At 66.0% G+C, this 18,371-nt stretch carries 13 protein-coding genes and 3 rRNA genes; all 16 read right to left on the bottom strand.

Annotation, left to right across the window (positions count from 1 at the left end):
* Positions 1-26 precede the first annotated feature (26 nt).
* Complete coding sequence (locus AC3WLZ_RS05720; RefSeq protein ID WP_412924122.1) at positions 27-788, bottom strand: pseudouridine synthase; 762 nt, start codon at positions 786-788, stop codon at positions 27-29.
* Entirely contained in the window at positions 785-1,399 is a 615-nt protein-coding gene (gene scpB / locus AC3WLZ_RS05715; protein WP_412924121.1) for an SMC-Scp complex subunit ScpB, read from the bottom strand. Before scpB ends, AC3WLZ_RS05720 begins: the two co-directional genes overlap by 4 nt.
* Positions 1,389-2,240 carry a segregation and condensation protein A gene (locus tag AC3WLZ_RS05710; protein ID WP_492469389.1) on the bottom strand — a complete coding sequence of 284 codons (852 nt, stop codon included), beginning with the start codon at positions 2,238-2,240 and terminating at the stop codon, positions 1,389-1,391. The genes scpB and AC3WLZ_RS05710 overlap by 11 nt, the downstream gene beginning before the upstream one ends.
* Positions 2,224-3,126, bottom strand: coding sequence for a ParA family protein (locus AC3WLZ_RS05705; protein WP_492469388.1), 903 nt, complete (start codon positions 3,124-3,126; stop codon positions 2,224-2,226). The genes AC3WLZ_RS05710 and AC3WLZ_RS05705 overlap by 17 nt, the downstream gene beginning before the upstream one ends.
* A 119-nt stretch (positions 3,127-3,245) precedes the next feature.
* Complete coding sequence (xerD, locus tag AC3WLZ_RS05700) at positions 3,246-4,175, bottom strand: site-specific tyrosine recombinase XerD (RefSeq protein ID WP_492469386.1); 930 nt, start codon at positions 4,173-4,175, stop codon at positions 3,246-3,248.
* Position 4,176: 1 nt separating this feature from the next.
* Positions 4,177-4,755, bottom strand: a complete 579-nt coding sequence (locus tag AC3WLZ_RS05695; RefSeq protein ID WP_412924117.1) for an NUDIX domain-containing protein — start codon at positions 4,753-4,755, stop codon at positions 4,177-4,179.
* 1 nt (position 4,756) lies between these two features.
* Positions 4,757-6,466 (bottom strand): CTP synthase, encoded by a 1,710-nt coding sequence (gene pyrG / locus AC3WLZ_RS05690; RefSeq protein ID WP_412924116.1) that lies wholly within the window; start codon positions 6,464-6,466, stop codon positions 4,757-4,759.
* A gap of 132 nt (positions 6,467-6,598) precedes the next feature.
* Positions 6,599-8,299 carry a DNA repair protein RecN gene (gene recN / locus AC3WLZ_RS05685; protein WP_492469384.1) on the bottom strand — a complete coding sequence of 567 codons (1,701 nt, stop codon included), beginning with the start codon at positions 8,297-8,299 and terminating at the stop codon, positions 6,599-6,601.
* Entirely contained in the window at positions 8,296-9,216 is a 921-nt protein-coding gene (locus AC3WLZ_RS05680; RefSeq protein ID WP_412924114.1) for an NAD kinase, read from the bottom strand. Before AC3WLZ_RS05680 ends, recN begins: the two co-directional genes overlap by 4 nt.
* Positions 9,213-10,013, bottom strand: a complete 801-nt coding sequence (locus tag AC3WLZ_RS05675) for a TlyA family RNA methyltransferase (RefSeq protein WP_492469382.1) — start codon at positions 10,011-10,013, stop codon at positions 9,213-9,215. Before AC3WLZ_RS05675 ends, AC3WLZ_RS05680 begins: the two co-directional genes overlap by 4 nt.
* On the bottom strand, positions 10,010-10,171 hold the full coding sequence (locus tag AC3WLZ_RS05670) for a hypothetical protein (RefSeq protein ID WP_492469380.1): 162 nt from the start codon (positions 10,169-10,171) through the stop codon (positions 10,010-10,012). The genes AC3WLZ_RS05675 and AC3WLZ_RS05670 overlap by 4 nt, the downstream gene beginning before the upstream one ends.
* Positions 10,172-10,190: 19 nt before the next feature.
* The gene (locus AC3WLZ_RS05665; protein ID WP_412924111.1) at positions 10,191-11,225 is read right to left on the bottom strand and encodes an HAD-IIA family hydrolase; all 1,035 of its coding nucleotides are present in this window, start codon (positions 11,223-11,225) and stop codon (positions 10,191-10,193) included.
* Positions 11,222-11,875 carry a tetratricopeptide repeat protein gene (locus tag AC3WLZ_RS05660; protein ID WP_412924110.1) on the bottom strand — a complete coding sequence of 218 codons (654 nt, stop codon included), beginning with the start codon at positions 11,873-11,875 and terminating at the stop codon, positions 11,222-11,224. Before AC3WLZ_RS05660 ends, AC3WLZ_RS05665 begins: the two co-directional genes overlap by 4 nt.
* Positions 11,876-12,818: 943 nt before the next feature.
* A 5S ribosomal RNA gene (gene rrf, locus AC3WLZ_RS05655) occupies positions 12,819-12,935 on the bottom strand.
* 99 nt (positions 12,936-13,034) lie between these two features.
* Positions 13,035-16,146 (bottom strand): 23S ribosomal RNA (locus tag AC3WLZ_RS05650).
* Positions 16,147-16,563: 417 nt separating this feature from the next.
* Positions 16,564-18,085, bottom strand: a 16S ribosomal RNA gene (locus tag AC3WLZ_RS05645).
* Together the 16S, 23S and 5S rRNA genes form the textbook arrangement of a ribosomal RNA operon.
* Between the last annotated feature and the right edge of the window lie 286 nt (positions 18,086-18,371).

Genomic DNA, 18,371 nt, shown 5'->3' with positions numbered 1-18,371 from the left:
CATTCGCACCGCGCGGCGCCCGACGGTCACTCGGCCGGAGCGGCCGGAGTGTCGCCGTCTCGACGAGACAGCGTGAGCAGTGCGCCGCGTTCTACTGTAGTCAACTCGCGGGCCTTCCCCACCGGGAGAGTTCCCAGGTGGAGCGGCCCGAACTGCCGACGCACCAGCTCCACCACCGGATGACCGACCTCGGCCATCATCCGTCGGACGATCCGATTGCGCCCGGAATGCAGCGTGAGCTCCACCAGGCTCGCCCCCTGCGAGGCATCCAGGAGGCGCGCCTTGTCGGCCGCGATGTGTCCGTCCTCGAGCTCGACGCCCTTGGTCAGGCGCGCGATGGTCTGCGGCGTCACGAGCCCCTCGACCTTCGCGATGTACACCTTGGTGACGCCGAACGAGGGGTGCGCGAGCACGTGGGCGAGGTCGCCGTCGTTGGTGAGCACGAGGAGCCCGCTCGTGTCGGCATCCAGGCGTCCCACGTTGAACAGCCGCTCCTCCCACTCCCCGGTGAAGCGTCGCAGGTCGGGCCGCCCGCGGTCGTCGCTCATCGAGCTGACCACCCCGGTGGGCTTGTTGAGGATGACGTACCGCTTCGAGGCGTCCAGCTGCACGGCGACACCGTCGACGTCGACCAGGTCGCTCTCCGGGTCGATGCGCGAGCCGAGCTCGGTCACCACGGCGCCGTTCACGCGCACGCGCCCCTCGACGATCATCTGCTCCGACACCCGACGCGAGGCGACCCCCGCGTTGGCGAGCACCTTCTGCAGGCGTACGCCCTCTTCGCTCATCTGAGCACCTCTCCGTCGAATCCGTCGGCGCCGTCGTCGAGCAACGGCGAGATGTGGGGCAGCTCGTCGAGCGAGTTGATGCCCAGGTTGACCAGCAACTGGTCGGTCGTTCCGTAGTGGATCGCCCCCGTGTCGGGGTCGGTGAAGACCTCGGTGATGAGGCCGCGGGCCAGCAGCGTCCGCACGACCGAATCGACGTTCACGGCGCGGATGGATGCCACCTGCCCCCGCGTCACGGGCTGCTTGTACGCGATGACGGCCAGCGTTTCCAGCGCCGCCTGCGACAGGCGCGAGGGGGCCTGGGTGTTGACGAACTCCCCCACCACGTCGTCGTACTCCTCGCGGACGTAGAGCCGCCACCCGCCCCCGACCTCGCGCAGCTCGAAGCCGCGTCGCGGGCCTCCGGTCTCACCGTCGTAATCGGCGACGAGTCCCTCGATCGCCTGCCGTACCGCGGGAACGGGTGCCGCGACGGCCGCGGCGAGCGAGACGAGGCTCTGCGGCTCGTCCAGGATCAGCAGGATGGCCTCCAGCCGACGGGCGACGGATGCCGTGTCGTGCGGTCGGGCGGGCGCCGGGGCGGGTGTCTCGGCCACGGTGTCATCGGTCATAGTCGGCTCCCAGGGCGGCGAGGTTCTCTTCCGACCACCTCTCGGCGGTCCAGCGCAGGGTCAGCTCCCCCAACGGTTCGAGCTGCTCGAACGACAGCGCGGCGTGGCGGTACAGCTCAAGGATCGCGAGGAAGCGCGCCACGACGACCCCCGTCTGCGTCACACCGGCGACGAGGTCGCGGAAGTTCAGCGTCCCCGATCCGCGCAGCAGCGTCACCACGATCGCGGCCTGCTCGCGGATGCTCACGAGCGGCGCGTGCAGGTGGTCGAGGCCGACGGTGGGTGGCTGCTTCGGGGCGAGGGCGACGACGGCGAGCGCTGCGAAGTCCTCGGCGTTGAGCGTCCACACGAGCTCCGGGACGGCGCTCCGGTACTTCTCGTCGAGGCGCACGTTCCGCGTGTGGCGGCGGTCCTCCCGCTGCAGGCAGCGGGCGAACCACGCCGACACCTCTTTGAAGGCCCGGTACTGCAGCAAACGCGCGAACAGCAGGTCGCGAGCCTCGAGCAACGCCACCGACTCGGCATCCACGAGCTCGCCCTGCGGCAGGAGCCCGACGATCTTCATGTCGAGCAGCGTCGCGGCCACGACCAGGAACTCGGATGCCTCGTCCAGGTCGCCCGCCGGGCCGAGGGCCCGCAGGTAGGCGATGAACTCGTCGGTCACGCGGCTTAGTGCGACCTCGGTGATGTCGAGCTCGTGCGCGGAGATGAGGTTGAGGAGCAGGTCGAACGGCCCGTCGAACACCGGAAGCGACACACGGAAGCCCGGCGAGACCGCGTCGACGGCGGAGTCGTCGTCCGGCGTCGTGGCAGCGGTGCTGTCGTCAGGCGACGGCGCCACGGGCGACCAGCTCCCGCGCCAGCCGCATGTAGGCCTGTGCGGCGGCGTGCTCGGGCGCGAATTCCGTGATCGGCATGCCGGAGACCGAGGCATCCGGGAACTTCACGGTGCGCCCGATGACCGTCTCGAGGACGTCGTCGCCGAACGCCTCGACCACGCGCTCGAGCACCTCGCGCGAGTGGAGCGTGCGCGGGTCGTACATCGTGGCGAGCACGCCGTCCAATTCGATGGCGGGGTTGAGGCGGTCGCGCACCTTGTCGATCGTCTCGATGAGGAGCGCGACGCCGCGCAGCGCGAAGAACTCGCACTCGAGCGGAATCAGGACGCCGTGCGCCGCGGTGAGCGCGTTGACCGTGAGCAAGCCGAGCGAGGGCTGGCAGTCCACGAGCACGACGTCGTAGTCGGCGGCGACCTTGCGCAGCACGCGGGCGAGGATCGTTTCGCGCGCGACCTCGTTGACGAGGTGGACCTCGGCGGCCGACAGGTCGATGTTCGCCGGGATCAGGTCGAGACCCTCGACGCGGGTCTGCACGATCGCATCCCGCGGGTCGCGCTTGGTGTCCAGCAGCAGGTCGTAGATCGTCAGCATGTCGTGCGTCTGGATGCCGAGCCCGGCCGACAGCGCACCCTGCGGGTCGAAGTCGATCGCGAGGACACGGCGTCCGTACCCGGCGAGCGAGGCCGCGAGGTTGATCGTGGTCGTCGTTTTGCCGACGCCACCCTTCTGGTTGCAGAGGGCGATGATGCGCGCGGGGCCGTGGCTGGAGAGCGCGGGCGGGGTGGGGAATCCCTGGTACGGGCGGCCCGTGGGACCGAGGATGACCTCGTCCTCGTTCTTCGCCGTCCCCTTCGTGCTCGCCGACACCGAGTCTCCCGCCTTCGTCATAACCCTGCCGAGTCTACTCGCCGCCCCGCCGCTCGCCCGGCGACCCGCGGGCCCCGTGACCGGGGTTGTGCGCGAGCGCCCCACGCGATGGCCGCCCCGCCCCCGCAGCGCGCTGTGGCTCAGCGCGCCCGCGGGTGCGCCGTGGCGTAGACGTCGCGCAGCGCATCGACCGAAACGTGCGTGTAGATCTGCGTCGTGGCCACCGAGGCGTGCCCGAGGAGTTCCTGCACCACACGGACGTCGGCGCCGCCCTGCAGCAGGTGCGTGGCGAAGGAGTGTCGGAGGGTGTGCGGGGAGACGTGCGCGGTGAGACCCGCCCGCTCCGCGGCACCCTGGATGATGAGCCACGCGCTCTGACGCGACAGCGGCGCACCGCGCACCCCCAGGAACAGCCGGGGCGTCGCCCGCCCCTTCGTCGCCCATCCCGGTCGCACGCGCGTCAGGTACGCCTCGACCGCCGCGCGGGCGTACGACCCGACCGGGACGATGCGCTCCTTCGCCCCCTTGCCCCGCACCCGCAACACGTCGCCGTGCGCGGTGTCATCGACATCGAGCTGCACGATCTCGGACACGCGCGCACCGGTGGCGTACAGCAGCTCCAGCAGAGCCCGGTCGCGCACGGCGGACGGTTCGGCGGCGGTCGCGTCGACCGATCCCGGCGCGGGGCCCGCGGCATCCAGGAGTTGTTCGACCTGGCCGATGGACAGCGCTTTCGGCAGCCGTCGCGGAGCCTTGGGCGGGCGCAGCCGCCCGCTCGGATCATCGTCGGATTGCCCCTCGCGCACGAGGAACCGGTGCAACCCGCGCACCGAGGACTGCAGCCTCGCGAGGGACGAGGCCGCGGGCGGCGGCTCGGCGGCGGCACGTTCGGCGGCGAACTCGGCGACGAGCGCCGAGGTCACGGCATCCGTGTCGAAGATGCCCCGCTCCCCCAGCCACGCCGTGTAGACGGTGAGGTCGCGGCGGTACGCGGCGACGGTGTGGTCGGACAGCCCTCGCTCGAGCGCGACGTGCCGCAGGTACGTCTCGACGGCGCGCTCGAGCTTCACGTCAGGCCGACGCGGCCTCGCGGCGCAGCACCTCGGCGGCGGCGAGCACACCGGTGGCCAGGATGCCGTTGCGCAGACGCCCCGCGAGCACACCGTCGATCACGTCGGCGAGCGGAACCCGCTCGACGCGCATGTCGGACTCCTCGTGCTCGCGCTCATAGCCGGTGACGACGGTGGAGAGTCCGCGGGCGAGGAAGAGGTGAACGACCTCGTCGTTCCCCCCCGGCGTCGTGTGGATCGAGACGAGATGCTGCCACCGCTCGGCGGTGAGATCGACCTCTTCGGTCAGCTCCCGCTTGGCCGCTTCCAGCGGCGGCTCGCCCGCCACGTCGAGGAGGCCCGCCGGGATCTCCCAGTCGCGCGCCTTGATCGGCTGCCGGTACTGCTGGATGAGCACGACGCGGTTGTCGTCGTCGAGTGCGACGACAGCCGCCGCGCCCGGGTGCTCGACGTACTGGCGGGTCATCTCGTCGTCGCCGTACCGGACGGTGTCGGACCGGACGTCCCACACCGCTCCGCGATACACGAGGTCGCTGGCGACGACCTCCAGGTCGACGGGCTCGTCGCGCAGCGACTCCACGTCAGTCCTCCTCGACGTCGAACAGCTCGCTCGAACGGTGACGCTCCAGCGCCGCGCCCACGAGCCCGCGGAACAGCGGGTGCGGCTGCGTGGGACGCGAGCGCAGCTCGGGGTGGGCCTGCGTGGCGATGTAGTACGGGTGCACGTCGCGCGGCAGCTCGACGTACTCGACGAGGTCGAGGTCGGGGTTGAGCCCCGAGAACACCAGACCCGCGTCGCTCAGCTGCTGACGGTAGGAGTTGTTGACCTCGTACCGGTGACGGTGCCGCTCCGACACGCGCTCCGCGCCGTACACCTCGGCCGCGAGCGATCCCTCGGCCAGGTCGGCCGGGTACAGGCCCAGACGCATCGTGCCGCCGAGGTCACCGCTCTGCAGGATGTCGATCTGCTCGGCCATCGTCGCCACGACGGGGTGGACGGTGTCGGGGTCGAACTCGCTCGACGACGCCCCCTCGAGACCCGCGACGGTGCGCGCGTACTCGATGACCATGCACTGCAGGCCGAGGCAGATGCCCAGGGTCGGGATGCCCTGCTCGCGCGCGAAGCGCAGCGCGCCCAGCTTGCCCTCGATCCCGCGGATGCCGAAGCCACCCGGAACGATGATGCCGTCGACCGTCGACAGCGCCTTGGCCGCGCCCTCGGGCGTCTCGCACAGGTCGGACGGGATCCACGTGATCTTGACCTGCGTCTCCTGCGCGAAGCCGCCCGCCTTGATGGCCTCGGTCACGGACAGGTAGGCATCCGGGAGGTCGATGTACTTGCCGACCAGGCCGATGGTGACCTCGTGCTTGGGGTTGTGCACCGCCTGCAGCACGCGCTGCCACCGCGACCAGTCGACGTCGGCGGCCTTGTCGATGCCGAGCGCGTCGACGATGTAGGAGTCGAGGCCCTGGTCGTGCAGCATCGTCGGAATGTCGTAGATGCTCGGAACGTCCACCGCGTTCACGACCGCATCCTCGTCGACGTCGCACATCAGCGCGATCTTGCGCTTGTTCGACTCGGTGACCGGCCGATCGCTTCTGAGCACGAGAGCGTCGGGCTGGATGCCGATGGAGCGCAGCGCCGCGACCGAGTGCTGCGTGGGCTTGGTCTTCTGCTCCCCCGAGGCGCCCATGAACGGCACGAGCGACACGTGCACGAAGAAGACGTTCTTGCGGCCGAGTTCGTGTCGGATCTGACGCGCAGACTCGATGAAGGGCTGCGACTCGATGTCGCCGACGGTGCCACCGATCTCGGTGATGATGACGTCGGGCTGCGGCGTCTCGGTCGCCTGCAGACGCATACGACGCTTGATCTCGTCGGTGATGTGCGGGATGACCTGCACCGTGTCGCCGAGGTACTCGCCACGGCGCTCGCGCGCGATCACCTGCGAGTAGATCTGACCGGTGGTGACGTTGGCCGCCTGGCTCAGCTCGATGTCGAGGAAGCGCTCGTAGTGACCGATGTCGAGGTCGGTCTCGGCCCCGTCGTCGGTGACGAACACCTCGCCGTGCTGGAAGGGGTTCATCGTCCCCGGGTCGACGTTGAGGTAGGGATCGAGCTTCTGCATGACGACGTGGAGACCCCGCGCCGTGAGGAGGTTGCCGAGGCTTGCCGCCGTCAGGCCCTTCCCGAGTGACGAAACCACTCCTCCGGTCACGAAGATGTGCTTCGTCGTGAAGGTCGATGCCGTGGTGTTGTCGTCTGAATGTCCCGCGTCCGAAGTCTGCATCACGGGCTTCGATCCTATCAGTCGTCTCCGAGGATGGCCGCGCGGAGCGCGCCGCGCGTTGAGGGAAGTCTGGCATCGGCCACCGACACCCGTGTCACCTCGGCGTGACGATCCCGTGTCGTGAGACGGGGGTCAGCGCACCGCTCGGCCGGTCTCCAACAGCTCGCGCGCGTGGGTGAGCGCAGCCTCGGAATCGCTGAGCCCCGAGAGCAGACGCGCCATCTCCGCCTCGCGTTCGGCGCCCTCCAGGCGGCGGACACTGGATGCCGTCACCGCACCGTCGTTGCCCTTGACCACGGTCAGGTGGTTGCCCGCGAAGGCCGCCACCTGGGCGAGGTGGGTCACCGCGATGACCTGCGACGACTCGGCGAGCCGGGCGAGTCGTCGCCCCACCTCGATCGCCGCGGCCCCGCCGATACCGGCGTCCACCTCGTCGAAGACGAACGTCGGCACGGGGTCGACACCCGCGATGACGACCTCGATCGCGAGCATGACGCGGCTGAGCTCACCGCCGGACGCGCCGCGTGAGACGGGACGCGGATCGGCTCCCGGGTGCGGGGCGAGCAGGATCGCGACGTCGTCACGTCCGTGCGCGCCGGGCGTGGGCGAGGGCGTGACCTCGACGGTCAGCTTCGCGTCGGGCAGGGCGAGGGCGTGCAGTTCCTCGGTGACCGCGGCGCCGAGGCGAGCGGCGGCTTCGAGCCTCGCGGCGGTGAGGGCTTCGGCTGCGGCGTCGAGCTCGGCGGCCGCGGAGTCGCGCTGCGCGCCGAGTCGTTCGATGCGGTCGCTGTCGTCGTCGAGCTCGAGCAGACGGGCCGAGCCGGTTTCGAGGAGCGCGATCGCGGCATCCACGGATCCGTGCGCACGGACGAGAGTCGCCAGGACGCCTCGCCGCTCGTCGACCGCCGCGAGTTCGTGCGGCCCCGACTCGTCGAGGTCGGCCAGGTAGCCCGAGAGCGCCACGGCGACGTCGGTCGCACGGTAGCCGAGGTCGGCGACCTGCTCGCCGATGACCGCGAGCGCCGCGTCGCTGCCCGACACTCGTTCGAGCGCCCGACGCGCCTCGGCGAGGAGCGTCACGACGTCGGGGGTGTCGTCGTCGCTGGAGAGCACCGCGTGCGCGCTCACGGCGGCGATGCGGAGCTCTTCCGCGTTCGCGAGGCGCTCCGCGCGACGCTCGAGTTCTTCTTCCTCGCCGGCGATGGGCTCCGCCGCCTCGATCTCGGCGATCGCGACACGCAACTCCTCCGCCTCGCGAGCGCGGGCGTCGCGGTCGGCGGTGAGCGTCGACAGCTCCGCATCCAGGGTCCGCCACGAGTCCCACGCCGTCCGGTACGCGGCTCGCGCGGCCGCGACCGGCTCGCCGCCGAAGCGGTCGAGCGCGTCGCGCTGGGCGGATGCCGAGCGCAGCCGCAACTGATCGGACTGACCGTGCACGACGACGAGGTCGTCCGCGAGATCCGCCAGGACGCCCGCGGGCGCGGTCCGACCGCCCACGGTCGCACGGCCACGACCCTCGCTCGACACCGTGCGGCCGAGGTACAGCTCGGCCGCCCCGCCGCCGAGCGGCTCGACGTCTCCCCCGGCTTCGCGAACGCGTGCGGCGACCGGCCCATTCTCGGGAACCACCCACACGCCCTCGACCGCCGCTTGGGCGGCGCCGGAGCGCACCGCACCCGAATCGGCGCGCTGGCCGAGGAGGAGCCCGAGACCCGTGACGACCATGGTCTTGCCCGCGCCCGTCTCGCCGGTGATGGCGGTGAACCCGCGTCCGATCGGCAGCGTCGCGTCAGCGATGACACCGAGGTCGCGCAACCGCATCTCCTCGATCACGGCATGCCCCCGAGGGCGCCACGCCAGCCGGTGACCGGCAGGCGGAACTTCCGCACCAGACGCTCGGTGAACGCCGCCGGGTGCAGACGTGCCAGACGCACCGGCCGTGACGACCGCCGGACCACCACGCGGGCCCCGGGCGGGAGTTCGTGCGAGCGGCGACCGTCGCACCACAGGATGCCGCTGCCGCTGGTGCGCTCGAGGACTTCGACCGCGACGGTCGCATCCGGACTCACCACCAACGGACGAGCGAACAGCGCGTGCGCAGACAACGGCACGACGGCGATCGCCTCGACGGTCGGCCAGATGACCGGGCCACCGGCGGAGAAGTTGTAGGCCGTCGACCCGGTGGGGGTGGCCATCACGATGCCGTCGCATCCGAAGGACGACAGCGGACGCCCGTCGACCTCCATGACGACCTCGAGCATGCGCTCACGACTCGCCTTCTCAACGGTGGCTTCGTTCAGCGCCCACGTCTCGAAGATCACGCGGTCGTCGGCGTCGAGCACTTTCACCGCGAGGGCGAGGCGCTCTTCGACGCGGTAGTCGCGGGCGATCACCCGGCGCACGGCATCGTCCATGTCGTCACGCTCGATCTCGGCGAGGAATCCGACGTGACCCATGTTGATCCCGAGGATCGGTGCCGTGCCGCCGCGGACGGTCTCGGCCGCGCGCAGGATCGTGCCGTCGCCGCCCAGGACGATCGCCAACTCCAGGTCGTCGACGCCGACGTCGACACCGAGGGTTTCGACACCCGCGAGGGACAACCGCTCGGCGAGCTCGGGCCGATCCTCCGCCGACACGACGGGGATCGCCCCCGCGGCGCGCACGGCGGATAGCACGCGCTGCGCCGCCTCGACGGTATCGTCGCGGCGGGCGTGGACGACGAGCAGGATTCTGCGTTGGCTGGGGGTCATCGGCTTCCGGTCAGTCGGGTCACGGTGCTCTCCCATTCTGAGGGGTCGGTGCCCCGGGTGTCCGAGAACCACGCCACGTACTCCTGGTTGCCGTGCGTGCCCACGATGGGCGAGGCGATGATGCCCGCGGTCCGCAGGCCCGCGTCCCACGCCGCCCACAGCACGCCGTGGACCGCGTCCGACCGCAGTGCCGGGTCGGTGACGAGACCGCCCTTCACCGCCGTACGGCCGACCTCGAACTGCGGCTTGATCAGCAGCACCACGTCGGCGGCAGGAGCGGCCGTGGCGACGACGGCGGGGAGGACGTGATGGAGAGAGATGAACGACAGATCGCCCGTGATCACGCTCGGGCGTTCCTCGACGCCGGTCGCGGCGGCGAGCGTGGCGGCGGTCATGAACCGCACGTTATACCCCTCGACCGACACCACTCCCGGGTCGGCCGCCACGGCTGGGGACAACTGCCCGTGCCCGACGTCGACGGCCATCACGGGACTCGCGCCCCGCTCGCGCAGCACCTGGGTGAACCCGCCGGTCGACGCGCCGAGGTCGAGCGTGACCCGACCCGCCGGATCGACGGCGAACGCGTCGAGCGCCGCGAGGAGCTTGTGCGCGCCACGGCTCACGTAGTGGTCGACGACGGCGACCTCGATGCGCGAATCGTCCTCGACGCGCATCGACGGCTTGACTACACCCCGTCCGTCCACGGCGACCAAGCCGTCTGCGATCAGCTGCGCGGCATGCGTGCGCGATCGTGCGAGTCCCCGTGCCGCGAGCTCGGCATCCAGCCGGCCGCTCATCCGTCCGCCGGCGCCGACGACCCCGATTCGAGGCGTCGCGCCAGCTCGTCGTGCAGCGCCGCGTAGGCGCCGGCGCGCGCGTCGAGCGGCTGCTCCTCGATGATGCGAAGGCGGCCGATCAGCTCGGCGTCGCCATCGGTCTCGCGGTCGTCCGACATGGATGCCATCGTATCCGCGTCAGCGCACGCGGAACGGATCCGCGTACAGCTGTTCCGGCACGCGGAACCCGAAGATCGCGCGACCCGAGTTCCAGATCGCGGCGGCCCCGGCGCGCAGGAGATCGATCTGGCGATCCCCCGCCGAGACGATGCGCAGATCCACACCGTCGATCTCGACGACCGCACCACCCACCCGCGTGCGGTCACCCTTCACGATGGTGGCGGGGTAGGGCTCGAAGAGCTGCCGCAGGTCCGCGACGATGTAGTCGGGACGCTGGTTGGGTGCCGCCGCGAGCAACTGCTTCGGCCGGTCGATTCCGGTCAGAACATGAACGGATGCCATCTCCGCCCCGCGCGCTCCCTGCACGTCGGTGTCGAGTCGGTCGCCGATGAACAGCGGCGACTGCGCACCGGTGCGGGCGACCGCCACGTCGAAGATCGGACGCTCCGGCTTGCCGGCGACGGTCGCGAGGCGGCCGACAGCCGTGTGCACAGCGGACACGAGCGTCCCGTTTCCCGGCGCGATCCCCCTCGCCTGCGGAATGGTCCAGTCCGTGTTGGTGGCGATCCACGGGATGCCACCCTCTTCCACCGGCGTCGCGAGAGCGTATGCCGCCTCGGCCAGCTGCTTCCACCCGACCTCCGGCGCGAAACCCTGGACGACCGCGGCGGGTGAGTCCTCGGCGCTGCGGGTGACGACGAACCCGGCCTTCTCGACCTCGACGACGAGCCCCTCTCCCCCGACGACGAGGAGCGTGGAGCCCGCCGGCACCAGATCCGCGAGAAGACGCATCGCGGCTTGCGGACTCGTCACGACGTCCTCGGGCGCCACGTGCAACCCCAACGAGGTCAGGTGCTCGGCGACAGACGCATCCGTTCGCGACGCGTTGTTCGTGATGTAGCCGAGGCGGCGTCCTTCGTCCGCGGCACGATTCAGGCTCTCGACCGCGTGCGGCAACGCGCCGGGTCCGGCATAGACCACGCCGTCGAGATCCGCGAGCACGACATCCACACCGTCGAGCGGCGTCGACTCCGTCTTGCGCCCGAAGATCATCGCGATTCGTCCTCGCTCGCGTCTTCGGCGGCGTCCTGCACCGGAATGACACCGGATGCCACGTCCACACCGCCCTCGTCATCCACGAGGTCGATCTCCTCGACGACGATGACCTCGCGGTCGGCGACTCCGGCAGCAGCGTCGAGCGCGTCCGCCGCGATCTCGGCGCGGTGGAACCACTCCGCCGCCTCGTCCTCGCGTCCGAGTTCCTCCAGGACAGCGGCACGCGCGGCGAAGAGAGCGGGGCTCCATTCGAAGGCGCGATCCGGGTCGGCTTCCGGAATCTCGAGTTCTTGCAGCGCGCGTTCGGTCTCGCCGAGATCCAGCCGGGCTCCGGACATGGCGATGGCCAGTTGCGCGCGCACCGCGGCCGTCAGCGTCGAGCGGTCGACGGCGCGGCCTTCCTCGAGCGCACGGTCCGGACGTCCCACACCGCGCTCGCTGTCGACGATGAGCGGAAGCTGCTCGTCGGAGCCCGAGATGCGGCGGTGGGTGCGCAGCTCACGCAGCGCGAGAGCGAAGTCACCGATGGCGTACGCCGTGATCGCGACGGTCTCACGGACGATGGCGACGCGGCCCGCGCTCCGGGATGCCGCGAGGGCGTGCTCGTGCGCGAGGGCCGGGTCGTCGTCGATGAGGCGCGACGCCATCACCAGGTGTCGGGCGACGTTCTCGGCGTTGTCCTTGCTCAGAGTCTTCAGTTCGTTCCGCGCCGCCCCCGGGAGGTCACGGGCGGTGACGTCCTCGGGGATCTGCGGCCCGCGCTCGCGCTGATCCTGGGGCGGACGTGTGGCGCGACCGTCCGCGCGGTCAAAGCGACGAGGCGCTCCGGCACCCGGGCGACGGTCGCCGGACGGCCGGCGGTCGCCGCCATCGCCTCGCGGTCGGAAGGAACGCGACTCGCCACCCTCACTCCGCGAACGGGGCGGACGCGAGTCCGACCCTTCGCCGCGAGGACGGTACGGACGCGGATCCGAACCCTCCGTGCGAGGACGGTACGGACGCGAATCCGAACCCTCCGTGCGAGGACGGTACGGACGCGAATCCGAACCCTCCGTGCGAGGACGGTACGGACGCGAATCCGAACCCTCCGTGCGAGGACGGTACGGACGCGCGTCGCCGTCGCGACGCGGACGAGCGTCGCCGTCCCGACGGGGACGACCGGCCGACTCGCCGTCGCGGCGGTACGGACGGGAATCCCCATCGCGACGCGGACGGTCGAAGCCGCCGCCGGTGACACCATCCCGCCGCGGGCGAGCGTCACCGCTCCCCGGTCGTGGGCGCGAGTCACCGTCCCGACGCGGACGATGCGTGTTGTCACCGTCGCGTCGGGGTGCACGGTCATCACCCTCGCGACGGGGGCGCGCGGCGCCCTCACCCTCGCGCCGAAACGGTCGCGCCGATGAGTCGCGAGCGGGGCGTCCGGAGGAACCGCCCGAGGTGGACCGGGGTCGGGAACGATCGTCTGAGCGACCCCCGTTGCCCTTGCGCTCGTTGGCGTCGTCGTTCGACATGACGATCCTTCCCCCGGAAAAGTGTCCGTATATGCGAAATGGCCACCCAGCGTTGGGTGGCCATTTCGTCTTAGAAGAAGTCCGGCGGTGTCCTACTCTCCCACAGGGTCCCCCCTGCAGTACCATCGGCGCTGAGAGGCTTAGCTTCCGGGTTCGGAATGTAACCGGGCGTTTCCCTCTCGCTATGGCCGCCGAAACACTATTGATGTTTCAAAAACCAACAACGAATGTCATTGTTGTGTTCCCGACCGTACATCGAGAACCACTCAGTGGACGCAAGCACCAAAAACGGTGTGTTATCAAGTCATCGGCTTATTAGTACCGGTCAGCTTCACGTATTACTACGCTTCCACATCCGGCCTATCAACCCAGTAGTCTGGCTGGGAGCCTCTCACCATAAATGGTATGGAAGTCTCATCTTGAGGCCGGCTTCCCGCTTAGATGCTTTCAGCGGTTATCCATCCCGAACGTAGCTAATCAGCGGTGCTCCTGGCGGAACAACTGACACACCAGAGGTTCGTCCAACCCGGTCCTCTCGTACTAGGGTCAGATCCTCTCAAACTTCCTACGCGCGCAGCGGATAGGGACCGAACTGTCTCACGACGTTCTAAACCCAGCTCGCGTACCGCTTTAATGGGCGAACAGCCCAACCCTTGGGACCTACTCCAGCCCCAGGATGCGACGAGCCGACATCGAGGTGCCAAACCATGCCGTCGATATGGACTCTTGGGCAAGATCAGCCTGTTATCCCCGAGGTACCTTTTATCCGTTGAGCGACAGCGCTTCCACAAGCCACTGCCGGATCACTAGTCCCGACTTTCGTCCCTGCTCGACCTGTCAGTCTCACAGTCAAGCTCCCTTGTGCACTTACACTCGCCACCTGATTGCCAACCAGGTTGAGGGAACCTTTGGGCGCCTCCGTTACATTTTGGGAGGCAACCGCCCCAGTTAAACTACCCACCAGGCACTGTCCCTGAACCGGATCACGGTCCTAAGTTAGATATCCAGAGTGACCAGAGTGGTATTTCAACAATGACTCCACGAACACTGGCGTGTCCGCTTCACAGTCTCCCACCTATCCTACACAAGCCACACCGAACACCAATACCAAGCTGTAGTAAAGGTCACGGGGTCTTTCCGTCCTGCTGCGCGTAACGAGCATCTTTACTCGTAATGCAATTTCGCCGAGTTCGCGGTTGAGACAGTTGGGAAGTCGTTACGCCATTCGTGCAGGTCGGAACTTACCCGACAAGGAATTTCGCTACCTTAGGATGGTTATAGTTACCACCGCCGTTTACTGGGGCTTAAATTCTCAGCTTCGCCTTGCGGCTAACCGGTCCTCTTAACCTTCCAGCACCGGGCAGGCGTCAGTCCGTATACATCGTCTTGCGACTTGGCACGGACCTGTGTTTTTAGTAAACAGTCGCTACCCACTAGTCTCTGCGGCCACCACACCCTTTCGGAGCAAGTCCTAATAAGTGGATGGCCCCCCTTCTCCCGAAGTTACGGGGGCATTTTGCCGAGTTCCTTAACCACGATTCTCTCGATCTCCTTGGTATTCTCTACCTGACCACCTGAGTCGGTTTGGGGTACGGGCGGCTAGAACCTCGCGTCGATGCTTTTCTCGGCAGCATAGGATCACCCACTTTTTATCCGCATCGTGTCTCAGCCTGTATGAGTGACGGATTTGCCTATCACTCGGCCTACGCACTTGCACCAGGACTACCATCGCCTGGCTTGGGCTACCTTCCTGCGTCACACCTGTTAATACGCTAGCCGCACCAGCATGGGGTCGAGCGTTCACACAGACAACCATCACCCCGAAGGGATCCGGAAAATTCTGAGCTAGGACTCTTAGCACCACTGGATTAGCTTGGGCGGTTCTTCGCCGGTACGGGAATATCAACCCGTTGTCCATCGACTACGCCTGTCGGCCTCGCCTTAGGTCCCGACTTACCCAGGGAAGATTAGCTTGACCCTGGAACCCTTGGTCTTTCGGAGGACGTGTTTCTCACACGTCTTTCGCTACTCATGCCTGCATTCTCACTCGTGTCGCGTCCACGGCTGGGTCACCCCGCCGCTTCACTCGCGACACGACGCTCTCCTACCCATCAACACGGCTGGACCACGAAGGCCTACCAAAAATGTCAATGCCACAACTTCGGTGGCGTGCTTGAGCCCCGTTACATTGTCGGCGCGGAATCACTTGACCAGTGAGCTATTACGCACTCTTTCAAGGGTGGCTGCTTCTAAGCCAACCTCCTGGTTGTCTAAGCAACTCCACATCCTTTCCCACTTAGCACGCGCTTAGGGACCTTAGATGGTGGTCTGGGTTGTTTCCCTCTCGACTATGAAGCTTATCCCCCACAGTCTCACTGCTGCGCTCTCACTTACCGGCATTCGGAGTTTGGCTGACGTCAGTAACCTTGTAGGGCCCATCGGCCATCCAGTAGCTCTACCTCCGGCAAGAAACACGCAACGCTGCACCTAAATGCATTTCGGAGAGAACCAGCTATCACGAAGTTTGATTGGCCTTTCACCCCTATCCACAGCTCATCCCCTCAGTTTTCAACCTAAGTGGGTTCGGTCCTCCACGACGTCTTACCGTCGCTTCAACCTGGCCATGGATAGATCACTTCGCTTCGGGTCTAGGACACGCGACTGAATCGCCCTATTCAGACTCGCTTTCGCTACGGCTACCCCACACGGGTTAACCTCGCCACGTATCGCTAACTCGCAGGCTCATTCTTCAAAAGGCACGCTGTCACCCCTACTAAGGAGGCTCCAACGGTTTGTAAGCAAACGGTTTCAGGTACTATTTCACTCCCCTCCCGGGGTACTTTTCACCTTTCCCTCACGGTACTTGTCCGCTATCGGTCATCTGGGAGTATTTAGGCTTATCAGGTGGTCCTGACAGATTCACACGGGATTTCTCGGGCCCCGTGCTACTTGGGATACTCTTCACGCCAAGAACAGGCATTTCGACTACGGGGTTCGCACCCTCTATGACCGGCCATTCAAAACCGTTCGTCTATACCCTCTTGTCACGTCGACTGCTCGGCAGAACAATCAGAAAAGTCCCACAACCCCCAACATGCAACACCTGCCGGCTATCACACACGCTAGGTTTAGCCTCTTCCGGTTTCGCTCGCCACTACTCACGGAATCGCTTTTGCTTTCTCTTCCTGTGGGTACTGAGATGTTTCACTTCCCCACGTTCCCTCTACCCGCCCTATATATTCAGGCGGGAGTCACCAGGTACGCACGCGCCCTGGCGGGGTTTCCCCATTCGGACACCCTCGGATCAAAACTCGCTTATCAGTTCCCCGAGGCTTATCGCAGATTGCTACGTCCTTCTTCGGCTCCAGATGCCAAGGCATCCACCGTTTGCTCTTAAAGACTTGAAATCACATGAGTTGAATCGTCAAAAAATTGACTAATGATCTTTAAGATCATCTACACCACACAACCCCAAAAGGTTGCATGGAAGATGCTCGCGTCCACTGTGTAGTTCTCAAAGTACGGGCGGTACCCTCCCCGACATGCCACAACCGTGACACCAGGAAAAGGCCCTAGAGGAACAGCCACCAACCACAAGCCCAAAGACCCGCAATCAGCGCCCGGCCCCTCAGGACCCAACAGCGTGCATGTACCCACCCCCACAACCCGAACCGTTCCCACAGCAAGCTGCGTACTAGACCCGAACCATCGGCATGAGCACCCCATCAAATGTTCCACCCATGAGCTAACCGGCAGACACATTCGGTCTGATCCGGCGCCTGGACACCACCAGGAAAAACCCGACGATGCCAGATGCTCCTTAGAAAGGAGGTGATCCAGCCGCACCTTCCGGTACGGCTACCTTGTTACGACTTAGTCCTAATTACCGATCCCACCTTCGACGGCTCCCTCCACAAGGGTTGGGCCACCGGCTTCAGGTGTTACCGACTTTCATGACTTGACGGGCGGTGTGTACAAGACCCGGGAACGTATTCACCGCAGCGTTGCTGATCTGCGATTACTAGCGACTCCGACTTCATGAGGTCGAGTTGCAGACCTCAATCCGAACTGGGACCGGCTTTTTGGGATTCGCTCCACCTCACGGTATTGCAGCCCTTTGTACCGGCCATTGTAGCATGCGTGAAGCCCAAGACATAAGGGGCATGATGATTTGACGTCATCCCCACCTTCCTCCGAGTTGACCCCGGCAGTATCCCATGAGTTCCCACCATTACGTGCTGGCAACATAGAACGAGGGTTGCGCTCGTTGCGGGACTTAACCCAACATCTCACGACACGAGCTGACGACAACCATGCACCACCTGTTCACCAGTGTCCAAAGAGTCCCGTATTTCTACGGTGTTCTGGTGTATGTCAAGCCTTGGTAAGGTTCTTCGCGTTGCATCGAATTAATCCGCATGCTCCGCCGCTTGTGCGGGTCCCCGTCAATTCCTTTGAGTTTTAGCCTTGCGGCCGTACTCCCCAGGCGGGGAACTTAATGCGTTAGCTGCGTCACGGAAACCGTGGAATGGTCCCCACAACTAGTTCCCAACGTTTACGGGGTGGACTACCAGGGTATCTAAGCCTGTTTGCTCCCCACCCTTTCGCTCCTCAGCGTCAGTTACGGCCCAGAGATCTGCCTTCGCCATCGGTGTTCCTCCTGATATCTGCGCATTCCACCGCTACACCAGGAATTCCAATCTCCCCTACCGCACTCTAGTCTGCCCGTACCCACTGCAGGCCCGAGGTTGAGCCTCGGGATTTCACAGCAGACGCGACAAACCGCCTACGAGCTCTTTACGCCCAATAATTCCGGATAACGCTTGCGCCCTACGTATTACCGCGGCTGCTGGCACGTAGTTAGCCGGCGCTTTTTCTGCAGGTACCGTCACTCTCGCTTCTTCCCTGCTAAAAGAGGTTTACAACCCGAAGGCCGTCATCCCTCACGCGGCGTTGCTGCATCAGGCTTCCGCCCATTGTGCAATATTCCCCACTGCTGCCTCCCGTAGGAGTCTGGGCCGTGTCTCAGTCCCAGTGTGGCCGGTCACCCTCTCAGGCCGGCTACCCGTCGACGCCTTGGTGAGCCATTACCTCACCAACAAGCTGATAGGCCGCGAGCCCATCCCAGACCGAAAAATCTTTCCAACCCCCACCATGCGATGAGAGCTCATATCCAGTATTAGACACCGTTTCCAGCGCTTATCCCAGAGTCCAGGGCAGGTTGCTCACGTGTTACTCACCCGTTCGCCACTGATCCACCAAGCAAGCTTGGCTTCACCGTTCGACTTGCATGTGTTAAGCACGCCGCCAGCGTTCATCCTGAGCCAGGATCAAACTCTCCGTAAAAGAAAAATGCCCACCCAACCGGAATAAGGTCGGGACAGACGAGTTCAATCTGACCAAACAGGAAGTCAAAACTGACTATCCAGATGCCAACCCCAAAGGGTTGGACTTTGATCCAAAGGAATTACTCGCAATCCGCCGAAACGGACCAACGAGGAATAAATTGGCATTTGACAAGTGCACGCTGTTGAGTTCTCAAGGAACGGACGCACCCACAGAACCAGCCCAAAAGACCGTAACCATGAGGCAACTCACTACCTATGTGGCCACCGAACACGTCCAAGCACAC

Source organism: Microbacterium sp. FW305-3-2-15-F-LB2, assembly GCF_058787255.1.
The sequence above is the reverse complement of the archived record's forward strand: the minus strand, read 5'-3'. Positions and strand labels throughout refer to the sequence as shown.